We start from the raw sequence: 12,725 nt of genomic DNA on the forward strand, positions 1-12,725 counted from the left end.
CTGCATTAGGGCAGTTTCAGAATAGCATTTACATTTCCTGAACTGCCTTCCATTAAGATATAGCCTCTGTTCCCAATATAAGAAGACAACAGTTCAAAGTTATACTCCTTAACTTTGGGAATAGTTATTGATATTTGCTTTATCTTACGTCTAACAGCAACTTTATAAATTTCTTCAAAAAAATCATCGTAAACCGCTTCCGGCCTCTTAGCCGCAACCGAAACATATACCCATTTAATGTGTATAAAAGAGTTTCCTACGTGCTCTGGATGATCTATGATATCGTAGATCATAACTCCGGCCGGAAGCATGCCAATCTCTGTTTCCCATATGCTTCCAAGCATATGGTATTTTTTCTCAATCGCCTTTTTCCATATACGGTCATCAACCAAGTGTATGAATTTCCTAACATCCTGCTTATAGATCTCAGTAACCATATGTGCGTTATCCTCTATTATAAGTATACACTTTTATGATAACTTTTTCATCTTTACTTCACATTTGGATCATAGGTCTTTGGAACATAAATATGATGGTTGAACAAATCTCCATTTTTTCCTTTTAACTTTTTATTAACCTCAAAAGAAACACCATTCTTATGTGCAAGCCATGAAGCCTTATCACTCAAATTAGATTTTTCAGCTGCCGTAGAGTTAACAAGTTCTCCTTTTTCGTTATAAGAGGCTCCCTTCATATCACATTTCTCTTCAATCTCTTGTGCTTTTTTTGAGTCAAATTTCTCCAGCCACGTAAGTGTAAATCCAGGTTTTGCTCCACCATAGCCAAAAAATTTGTTCACATCCATTAGCATATCAGGTATCAATTCTGAAGTATTAAGCTCATCCACTTTTTTATGCTTTGGATTCATAATAATTAGTCTGCCATCTTTAGTAGTTCCCTTTACTACAACGTAATGCCCGGCCTTTCCATAATCAGCAGTCAAAAGAGCAATAGGAGTATTTGGCCTTTCTTTCATAAGCTCTTCTATCTTTCCAACAACAGTTTGAAAATAATTTGCTTTAATATCTCTCATATAAGGAGTAAAGTGCTTCTTTTTTTGTGGAGTATAATCAAGCTTCTCGACACTAGGATCTAAAACGCTGTTGCTGAAAGGTAGATTATCCTTCTCTTTATCCTTTTTCAGCGCTTCGGTATAGAAATCCGCTAATGGTTCAAATTCTATGCAGTTTACGCATACATTCTTAGACATATTAATAAACTTATCAGATATTTTATATATGTCCCGTTCAAGGTCATTTTGAGAGTTTGATTCTTCCAAAAAGTCCTTATAGGCAACGTTAATCATCATATTTTCATCGTTCTCCAATGAACCATTGCCATCTATTGCCGCCTTTGCAATATCATTTATTTCTAATTTTCCAAGCTTAAAATCCTCCTGATTTACATAAACACCCTTTTCTCCCTTTCCAAATGGACTATTCTTACTGCGATATTTATCTAATCTTTTGATATCTATCAAATCTGGGTTTTCCATAAAGAACTTATTTAGCAAATATGCAGAACATGTAGCATAACAGCTATTATCATAAAATTGAGGTTCGAAAGTATCGCCATTTTTTATATAACATTTTTTTTGATACTCATCCTTATAAACATCCTCTGTAAGTTTAATTTCCATCTTCTTATGATTATGTAACTCATTATATAATTTGTCGTATTTCTGTTTCTGAATAGGTTCAGAATTTAATGCAACTCTTTCAGCTTCTTTCCATGCATCCATAAGATCATAATAATATTCGAACGCACCACGCTTAAGCTTACCTCCTTCATAGAATTGTGGAAACTCCTTCTCAAGTTCATACATTCTATCTCTAAGTTGCCTTGGACTTGAATAATCATCAATATGTTCAAAAAGCTTATCAAAATAAAGCATTTGTGCATCACCAAGTTTATAAGAGTCCTCTGGTAAGGCTTCCAAAAGCTTTTTATAAAATATATTCCTGTAATCTGTTTCCGGAAGCATTTCTACATATTGCCAATATTCATGTTTGAGCGCCTTCTTGCCTAGTGTGTGTAGTGCAAACCTGAGTAATACTTTTCGGTCAATTTCTTCATCTTTATCGTCTATCTCGTTCTTCACAAACTTAACCTTACCGTATTCATTTGTGACGAATATCTTAAACATAGAAGAAGGAATTTCTCCAAAATTGTAGTTGCCTTTTTTTATACCATATTTAAACTTTTCGTCAGTCAGGTTATCAATTTCTTTCTGCATTTCATCTTCAGTCTTACCATCCATATTTTCTTCCATTTTATCCAGCTCATTATTAAGCATAGACTCCAATATCTTTTGAATTTCTTTTTTTCTACTGTCTCTCTGCGCATTTAATGAATCTAGATATTTTTTCTTTGCCAATTCATGCTTTTCCTGCGCTATGCGTAATCTCTCCTCCGCCTCCTTTTCTTTCTTAAGGCGCAGTTCTTCCTCTTCTTTTTCCTTACGAAGTCGTTCTTCTTCCTTCTTACGTTCTTCCTCTTCTTTCTCCTTACGAAGTCGTTCTTCCTCTTTCTTACGATCTTCCTCTTCTTTCTCCTTAGCTATCTGCTCTTGCAACTCTTGTTCTTTCAAAAGTTTCTCAGATTTGTTGTCATTTAAAGCTTTCTCAAAGACTTCATCAGTGTCTTGCCAGTTTGTTTTTCCTTCGTTAATATTAAAAATTATTTTATCTTCAGATTTTTTATTGATTTCTTGCTCATTATTCTTTACTTCATCAGCATACTGCTTATAAAACTCATCTTCTCCTAGAGCATCATCATAATCCTCATAATCCTCATAATCAAAATTCTCATTGACATTACTGCTTTCTTTAAGCTGTTCTACTGAAGATTTATTGAGACTATCCTCTTTGAACTGATCAGAATCTGACTCCTCTTGCTCTTCAAATGATACTTCTGATTTAGCAGAAATAAAGCTGCTTTCCATATCTTTATTTACATATTCCTCGATGACATCATACTGTGTCCCCAGTTCACTCAGTTTTTGTTTAATAACAGTATCAACTGCAAGTTCAACATCAGTATCAACATCATCAAGTGTCATTTTTCTAGGGCTTGCAGTATCAAAATCGTCTTTTGCTCTCTTATTAAGATCTTTAAGTTCTTCCACCACCTCATCTTCGAGCTCATCTTTTTCATTATACTTTTCAGAATCAAATTCATCCTTGGATATGTATTTTCCATGTTTCTTAGCAGATTCTTCATTAATTCCATCTTTAAGCTCTTTCTCAACCTTGTTGTTTACTTCTTCTTTTATTGCTGCTATGACTTGGTTCTTATATTCCTGTATCTGGTCTCCAGACAAATTCAGTTCTTCTAATTTCTTATCAATTTCTTTTTCTATCGCTTCTTCTTTATCTTTTAATACCTCATCTACCTTCTGATCTATTTCTTCAAATTTTTCCAAATCCATTATTTGATCTATTCGTTCGTTTGTATATTTCTCACGATTCCGCATATGAGTATTCTTTTCTTGCTCTAAGATACTCAATTCTTCATCATCAAACCCCAGCTCTTTAAGGCCTTCATAATATTTTGCAATATTTCTTTCTCCATCAGAACTAAAACCTTCATTTTTTACACCAGGAGCATCAAATCCACTTTTGAGAAGCATCTTTAGCCTTAGCTTAAAGCCATCTGAGCATAGTTCAAACATGCCATCTTTTTTTTCTATTTCATTCAAAAGATTATTCTTAAGGTTTAAATTTACATTTTGATTTTCAGTCCCAAGAATAGAAAAAGAATCTATTATTGTAGAAAGAAGCGTCTCTTCTCCTTTTATCATAGACATAGGCATTAATTGTTCATTGTTTTCAAACGATTTATTGTAAGAAATCATTCTCTTTTTAATTTTAAAGAACATCGAAATAAGAGCTTTCTCATGTCCCTCCAGGTATTGAGGATCAATGAATAAAAGCTTTGTATCAAATGCCCTAAACATATCTTTAAGATCATCAGCAAGGAGAATATGTTTTAGACCATCTCGCATCTTATATCTGGAATTTAATATATTGAACAAATTCTCAGCTCTTTTACTTTTTTTCTCTAGTTCCTTTACTTCATTTTTACTTAGTTCCCCATGATTATTTAGTTCTTCATTTCTCACATTTTTCTTTACTTCAGCCCGAAGAATGGCGTCCTTATTCTTTTGTTCTTCTTTTTTAGCCAGCTTAGCAAACTGCTCTGTTAAATCGTCCAAATAGGGTTTCATGTAGTCGTTGATCACTTCGTCTAATGTTCTATTCTTTAAAGCTTCTTCTTTCGCTAAAGCTTCTTTCTTTAAAGCTTCTTTCTCTAAAGCTTCTTCTTTCTCTACGGCTTTAACATGCTCCTCCCAAGCTTTATCCTCATCAACAAACAGCTCTCCTAAACTCTCATCATATCCTCCAGGATTCTCTAAACGGCCTTTCTTTCTGGCGACACTCTCTTTCAGTTCATCGCTATTATTTGCCAATGCTATATAGCTATTGATAATTCCTGCAAGTCTTATTCTAAATCCATCAGAATATGACTTGAATTTAGAATCAATATCTTGACTTAATATATTCATCTGTTTACGAAGATCATACATTCTGTCATATCCGGTGCTATCAATGATATACTTAAGTTCCTTTATTTCTTCATCACTAATAGAAGTATCCAGGACCACTGCATCTTCCTGATACTTATCCATTCCCTTAAAGAAATCCTCTATAAAATTTCTGGTGACTAATCCCATATCATTCAGATATTGGTCTCCCGGATCATTAAAAAGACCTCTTATAGAGTCAAGATTTCTTGTGAGAGCAATATTTGAAATAGAATCTGCATCCAATTTTCTTTGAAGATCTGCAGAAATAGTTCCTTTATTTTTTAATTCAGCCAACTTAAGCTCATTTTTCCTGATCCTAACATTGTAATCTTTGTACCTATAATCGGTATAATCTATTTCTCCCTTTCCCATGAACTTTAAATTATTCATTAACGTATCATAAATATGCTTATTATCATCTAATTCACCAGATGCTCCCATACCATATTTGCTATAATATAAGAGTTGTAATCTGAAACGCGTTGCGTTATTTATCTCGCTCCTTGGAGACATCAAGTTGTCAAATTCAGAAATAAGATTCCTAGTAGCTTCTTCAGAATCTTCAGGATCATCACTTGCTACAGCGAATTTTTTAGCCATATCCATAATAACGGCCAGATCGTAATCGCCCTTATCATCTGCATATGTGCCGTCTTTACCATATACTTTTTCAAATGCTTTAGTTATCTTAGATATTTCATTGACATAATCGTTTTTATCTTTACGTTCTTTATCTGATAAAAGATCATCATCCAGATACAGAATTCTCTTATCAAAATCATGCCGTTTCATATAAGACTCAATTATTGCTTTTGGACTATTAAGTATACTATTTTCATACACGCCAAGCTTTTCCAGCTTGTCGCCCACACCAAGCAGTTTATCAACAGTTTCTTTTAATACATCAGGTACAGAAACTGCGTTCTTATACTTTTCAATAGCCTCTCTGTTTTTCTGCTCCTCGAATGCTTCTTTCTCGTCTCGCCATCTTACAATTGGACTAAACGACAATTTTTCATAATTTCTTAATATATCCTTTATCTGATCATTATCGAAATTTTGATATTTAGCTTCCATACCAGCATAGTTGTTAGCTTTACCAGAAATTTTTTTATCTTTTTTAACATATACAACTTTTTTACCGGAAATATTTTTGTCGCACATCAAAAGAAGTCTTAACTTTGTTCCGGCGCTAAGACCATCAAAATCTTTATCTCCATTTAAAAGCTTATTCTTTAATCCTTCTTTTGCACTTTCTCTTTCTTTGTAATTTTTTATTCTGGCAAGCTTCCTTGCGTGCTTTCGTAATAATGGTATTTCTACAGCGTCTTTTCCGTTTTCATCCATGAATTCAATATTTAGTAGTTTTGCACCTTCAACAATGTTATTTAGTAATAGCATAAAGTTCTCTCTTGCCACTTTTTCCTCATCTGTAAGGTACTTTTCATCGATACAAAGAATTCTCTTATCGATATTATTAATGAGACTGTTACCCTTTGCTATATCAGAAAGTTTACTTTCAAGAGAAATCTTTACATCACTGTTTCCAATATCAAGCAGGTAATCCACTTCTTTTTCAAGTTCTTTATCCAAGGTTCCTGCATATTCATCATCAATGTCTATTTTTTCATTATTTAGCCGATTACCAATATTTTGTTTTTTTAGTTCATCAAGAAATTCTTTCTCTCTTCTTTCTGTCGCTTCTTTTACTAGTTCCAATGTAACTTCCTGTTGGATTTTAGCATCCTCTTCTTCGTTGTATCCATCTTCAGCATATTCTCTTAGTTTTTTTACAAAGAAATCTATATTTTCGTTGTATATAGGCTTTTGCTGAGCAACTACCTCATTTTTATCAAATTGCTTCCAAAGATTTTTTATGGCCTTATCAGTATATTCCTTATGTTTCGCATAGAGAGTCTTGACACAAATAATAAGATCATCCTCGGTTGCATTAGATTTCGATTTTTGAAATAAATCAATAGCTTTATATAGGTCAGGATGCTCACCAAAAACTTTATCCGTAACAATCTTTTTAATGCTAACGCCCATATCAAGCTTTTTGACTAATTCACCCAGTTTAAACTCAAAAACAACATTTTCTGCGGTCTTAAACTCTTGTTGACATATGGCATGGATTTTCTCAAAATTTTCCATTTGAGCAGGCCCAAGTTTATAATTAAGCGTCTCAATAAGAGTCTTTTTTATTGGCTTTTTAGTAGTGTAATCTATATCGTCGACTTCTGAGTATAATATCTTTTGAACAGAATCATACTTGTTCCTAAGTTCTATAAGCTTTTCGATTTTATCCCTAAAAGCTTTGGCAGTGGATGTTTCTTCCTTAAGAGTGCCCATAGCTCCAAAATTATCAGCAAAAAGCTTCTGAAACTCTACACTGATTTCAGTTACCTTATCAAATATGGATTTAATCACATCCTCTTCTTTTTTGGTTCTTTTAATAAGCTTTTTAAACTTATTTTTTTTCAAATCTCCTAAAAGAGGAGCATACTCATGTATCTTTTCGTATAATTCCTTATCGCTTAGCTTGCTGACATCAACGCCATTAATATCAAGGTCAATAAGACATAAACTACCTGCAGTAGAATTCATCCATGTACTTATCTTTGCCTTTTCTTCTTCGGTTAATTCCTTTTTCTGGCTTGCCTTCTTTGCTGCGCATAATTTACTTATAAGAGTATTTTTTAATTCTGAAGTATTGTTAAATTTTGTTGGGACTGACAATCCTCCAATCTTTCTTAGAAGATTTGCAGTCTGTGAATTATCTACATATGTATCCGGATTGCTTCTATATTTTTCAATGATATCCTGTCCTTCCGGACTAAGTTCAGAGTCAGTGTATATATTGCTCATAGCATTCATGAAGCCATTAGCTCTTCCCAAAAGCTCCATCACCTGTCTCTTTTTCTGTTCTATACTTGTATTTAATGACTTCTTTAAGTTCTCATTTATCTGAATGCGCATAGAAAGAGCACTGGAGTCATCAGGAACCCCAGCCCCACTTGTTATCTTTTCCATGTACTCAATTTGATGCCTAAGACTATCAATAGAAGTCGCCACTTTTTTGGCATCTTCTATCATCGGATCAAGCATGGCTTTGTTAGCCTTGTACTTCTCTTCATTGTTAGCTTGCATATTTACAACAGCCTGCCCGATTCCAAGTTCATCGTCACCACTATTTCCGTGAGCTTCAATTTTTTCTTCCAGCTCTTTATTAAAAATATCAAGGAAATCACTTGATTCACTATTTTTCTTTCTGGTATCGTACCCGGCAAGTGACTTTATTATAAGTTCCGCGCAATGTCCCTTTTCCTTATGGTTTTTGGCAAGATTGTGGTATGCCGTGCTAAGAGTTTTATAGGTACTTTTAATCTGAACTCCCTGTTTGTTCATTTCAAGAAGGAATGAACCATTCTCAGCAAAATCCATTCCATTTTTTACAAAGCATGTCCTCATATCTGCGTCAAGAGCCATAAAGAGCTGCCTTGCTAATTTTATATGCTCAGAAAACTCTTCATTTATTGTATTCCCGCTTGTCGCTGAATACAGATGAACAGCCTCCAATCTGTCCCTAAGAAGCTTATTTTCCATTATTCTTTGTGGCATCGCATCAGGACTTAAAGCCTTATCATTTATATAATCCATAGAGATAAGACTTTCTTCTACAGCTGTTTTTAGAAGCTCAGCCTGAGTTTTTTCATCCTTGTTATTAAACTGTTCATAATACTTTCGTACCGCTTCTACAGAACTTTTAGTAAACTTTTTATACTCAAGATCAAGGACAAGTGGATTATTTGATGAATTCTCACTTTCCTTGACAGCCTTGATATCCATCTTAGGACTTGGAGCAAAAGCATCAATTATCTTCTTGTTCTTTTGATAGAACTTATTTCCTTTAAGAACTGATGCGCATTGTTCTTTTAATTTCTGAGCATTGGCCCAGTTATTAAGGCCTACCATCATTGAGTAGGTTTTGTAATTTACATTTTTGCTGGCTATCTTAAAGCCATAACCATTTTTATTAAGATCATTGATCTGGCATATATCGTTCCATTTTGATACCCACTGCTTGGCATCTTTTTTTATACGGTTTTTAAAGGTCTTATCAAAAGCCCTGAGTTCGACCGACTCCTGCACAGGAACAAAAGATGATTCTTCAATTTCAGGACCATCTATAATATCAAAGCCTGTCCTTCTGGACATGTATTTTTTCTTAAATTCTTTTTGGGCGGCAGTCTGCTTGGAGATAAATTCTTTATCGGCTGCCTTTTGTGGCTTTAGCTTGTTCTTTTCATCCGGGTTAGCAAGTTTAAGCTTCTTCTGCTCATCAGATTTTGTGTTGATAACCTGGGCCTTCTTTTGGGTAGTTTTTAACATTTCATCGTAATTCATGCTATCTCTCCTTATTCCAAAAGTACTTTTATCTCCATTACAGATATCATCCGATATTATCCAATATCGTAGTAATAATAAATTGTCTTTCCGAGGGTTATATACGCACCCCCTGATATATGATCAAGCACTTCCATAGATGATTTTGAAGCACCGCTCACAATGACATATGTTTGCTCATCAAGCTTTTTACGTGAAGCATCAATTGCATTTTTGAGCAGTGCATAAAGAATATAAGATTTTTGTGCTCCTATGGCTGAGAGGGTAAGGATTTCAAAGCCCGCCTCTGATATTTTCCCCAGGATCATTCCTTTTATGTCCCCGTTATCATCAAACGCCATAAAACTGAGTTCCTGGTCATAGGTATCTTTTTTGTAGGAAAGACCTGCCATACCATGAGATGATCCACCATCGTGATCCCACATGATCCTGCTATCATTCCACTTTTTATCACTTATATTTTTCAGGGATTTTACGCTGAATTTCAGCGACTTTTCCTTAATCTCATCTATCTGTATTTCACTTAGCATGGCTCCATAAATAAAGCTGCTCAGCTCTTCATCAGGATAAAAACCACAGGATTCCAATAGCTCTGATATACCATCACTGATGTTTCCTCTTGAATGCACACAGGTAATGCCACTTGCCTGCATTCTTTTTGCTGCTTCAATAAAGGTATAGACCAGTTCTTTTCCTGCGCCCTTTTCTCTGAAATTCTCATCAACGAAAATATACCTGATATCCAAAACGTGATCACCAACCGCTTCTGCTGCAAGGATGCCACAGGCATTTCCAGATTCTTCATCAATAACACCTATGAGAATGTCGCTTCTTTTTCTGGTCTCATCATCAAGAGCATTTTCAAAGAATTTAATATTGGATTCGTTTATCAGTGTCCCTCTCATTGAATTCTCCTTTTTCTATTCCTGATCATATCGTCTATGTCACTTCTAAAAATAGCGACAGGTGAAAATTTACTTACCTTCTCGATTCCCAAGCCCTTATTCGCTGCAAGATCAGCAAAATATCTAATGGAGTACAGCTGTCTTAATTCTTCATTCGCCAGTTCGTTAGAAAAAGAAATCTGCTTTTTCTTATCATCCCATTTAACATTTTTATCTTTTTTTGCCAGCTGTAATACCTTTTGCTTAACATAGTTAAGCCTCTCCTCCATGGCATCCAGCTCTTCTTTATTTAAAATATCTCCAAGAACCTGCTCAAAATAAGGCCTGTCAAGAGCCATCAGCCTATTGATAAAGGAAGTCGGCAGTCCTAAAATACCTTCCTTTCTAACAGGAATTATCCTGTTATAGAATTTTCCTTTTAAATCCTTTTGCCTTAGATTTCCAAATGCCATATCATTATCAAAGCATCGTATCTGGTCTATTCTTCCATTTTTAACTATTCCGTTAAAATTCCCAAAGTGTCTGTCAGTCTGACCACAGATATAGTCAAATATCTGTAGTTCAAACAACTGAGAAATTGCCTTCATAGAGTAACCCGGTGAATCAATAAGTGTGCACTTTCCACCTGCATTCTCCATGAGATTTCCCTGTAAAACCTTTCCATTTAGCCGAATTGTAGCCGTTCTTGAGTCACATATAATTGACTGTATTCCTAAAAGCGTAGCAAGACGGCTTGTGGCCACATTTCTGTCAGAAAGATTTCTTTCAAATCCTATCTTTGCAGAATTATTAAGTTTATTTGCCATATTTCGCTTAGCATATGCACCTGAATAATCAATTAGTGCCAGCTTAACCGCTTCGTATTCTCCGGCATCAAATATAATTGATTTCCCGGTTGCCTTTTTTATTTCCTTTTCCATTGCCTTTGCAAATTTATCAGCTTTTAGTCCTTTATCCCTATATTTAGAGATTGCATCGGAAATATCCACGCGTTGCTTTCTCTTTTCAAGAACTTCTGAGAGTATCTCTTTTAACTTCGTTCTCGTTTGTTCAGTAAGTTCATGTTTTGCAAATACATCCGAGAGCATTTTTATGTTGTCTTTAGCCGGAACAAAGTCTTTTTCCCTGAAATATACAATTTCTACTCCTTCAGGATTAGCTTTTGTTTTTGGAACCTTTTTGCTTATCATGTATATAGTTGAAGCTGCCGCGCCCTTTATGCTGTAAGTAATATTTTCGTCATTATCAAGGTCATAGAACTCGCCCCTGTTAAAGCTGACTATGTCGCGAATTGTTGTTTTCTTTCCTGCAAGAGTCTTATCTGAAATGGCCAGTTTTCTGTACTCAAGCAGTTTTTCCCTAAAGCTCTCGCTTTCTTTCTGGGTATAACCTGAAAGAATCTTGAGTATCTGGCAGGCATCCTTATAGTCTGCGCCATGCTTTGCAAGAACATTATTGGTGCTGTCTATAAGGCGCTTATAGAGCATAGTGACCATTATGCACAGGCCATCCATTTCTTCCTGCGCCTTCTTTTCATATTCAGCGTCAAGCCTTCCTTTTTTATCAAATTTAATAGGTGGCAGTTCGTTGGTATAAACTGCCTGGATAGCCTCTATGCTCCTTCTGACATCAGCAAGCTCCCTTGTTCCTTTAAGTGGAACAAGTTCATCTGATGTAAGAAGTGTATTTATCGCCTCATTATCAAAACTTATATCTTTAAAGCGCTCCATGTGCGCTTCTTCCTGAATTTCATTCTCAATGGGCTGATCATCCTTTACCTCTTCTACGTTAACCGGCTCTTTGGCCTGCTGTGGCCCATTTTGGATAATAATTTCATTTGGCGCATTATCTAAATCTTCATGATCCAGCAATTTGGACTTTTTCAAGTCTTCTTTTATTTTATTTCTGTTTACCGAAGGTTCCCCCAGGGATTTCCTGTTATTTAATCTGCCACTAAACTTTCCGCTATGATTTTCGTTTAATACAGACTGGGCAGGAACTTCCACCTGTATGCCTCCTTCAGGCGCTTCTTCCAAGTCTTTTACGGATTTGCTGGCCCACTTCTTGTCAGCATTTTTTTTATTTATCTGACCATTATCACCCGTATTAAGAAGCATTGATTTGATATCAAGCTTATTTACTGCATCCTCCGCTTCTTTATACTTATGGACTGCCTTTCCTTTTTCTTTGTTTAGCTGCTGGTTATCATTATATGGCATATTTATCCCCTTTTATTCTTGAAAAGAGTTAACGATTGCCGAAGTATTTATCTTATGAAGTTCATCTATTCTGCGTTCTATCTGACTGTCTATATCAGTAAAATCAATATTGTCTTTGCTAAAGCGACAGATCAGTTCAAAATTACCACCCATTTTTTGGTATTCCTTGATCGCATAAAGGCGCCTTAGCTCGTCATCTTTAATATCGCCCTCAAAGGAGAAGAGCTTTTTCTTTTTATCCCATTTGGCATTTTTATCAGTCTCTGCAAGCTTGTACACATGGTTTTTTACACAGTTTAGCCTGTCCACAAGAGCATCTATTTCTTCGTTATCAAGAAGATCACCTAAAAGCTGCTCAAGATATGGTTTATCAAGCGCCATGATCTTATTGATAAACTCTGCTGACAAGCCTCGCAATCCTGTATCATCAACAGGTACCATAAAACCATAATGTTTTCCATCTATCATTGAAGAAGTTATTTTTCCAAATGCCAGTTCGTTACCAAAGCACTTTATCTGTTCAATTTTATTACTCTCATTTACTATTCCATTAAATTTGGAGTACCTTCTGTCAATCTGGCCGCAGATAAAATCAAATACCTGCAT

Annotated in this window: 5 protein-coding genes; all 5 read right to left on the reverse strand. The window is 35.1% G+C overall.

The features are described 5' to 3' along the window. Window positions 1-5: 5 nt before the first annotated feature. Complete coding sequence (locus G585_RS0110410; protein WP_022774845.1) at window positions 6-437, reverse strand: hypothetical protein; 432 nt, start codon at window positions 435-437, stop codon at window positions 6-8. 53 nt (window positions 438-490) lie between these two features. Beyond that, the gene (locus G585_RS0110415) at window positions 491-8,077 is read right to left on the reverse strand and encodes a hypothetical protein (protein ID WP_155827805.1); all 7,587 of its coding nucleotides are present in this window, start codon (window positions 8,075-8,077) and stop codon (window positions 491-493) included. 974 nt (window positions 8,078-9,051) lie between these two features. Then, window positions 9,052-9,900, reverse strand: a complete 849-nt coding sequence (locus G585_RS0110420) for a GNAT family N-acetyltransferase (RefSeq protein ID WP_022774847.1) — start codon at window positions 9,898-9,900, stop codon at window positions 9,052-9,054. Continuing rightward, complete coding sequence (locus G585_RS0110425; RefSeq protein ID WP_022774849.1) at window positions 9,897-12,119, reverse strand: hypothetical protein; 2,223 nt, start codon at window positions 12,117-12,119, stop codon at window positions 9,897-9,899. The genes G585_RS0110420 and G585_RS0110425 overlap by 4 nt, the downstream gene beginning before the upstream one ends. A 12-nt stretch (window positions 12,120-12,131) precedes the next feature. Next, on the reverse strand, window positions 12,132-12,725 hold a 594-nt coding region (locus G585_RS19705; RefSeq protein WP_022774850.1), incomplete at its 5' end, for a hypothetical protein.

Source organism: Butyrivibrio sp. AE2015, from assembly GCF_000420825.1.
Taxonomy (GTDB): Bacteria; Bacillota; Clostridia; order Lachnospirales; family Lachnospiraceae; genus Butyrivibrio.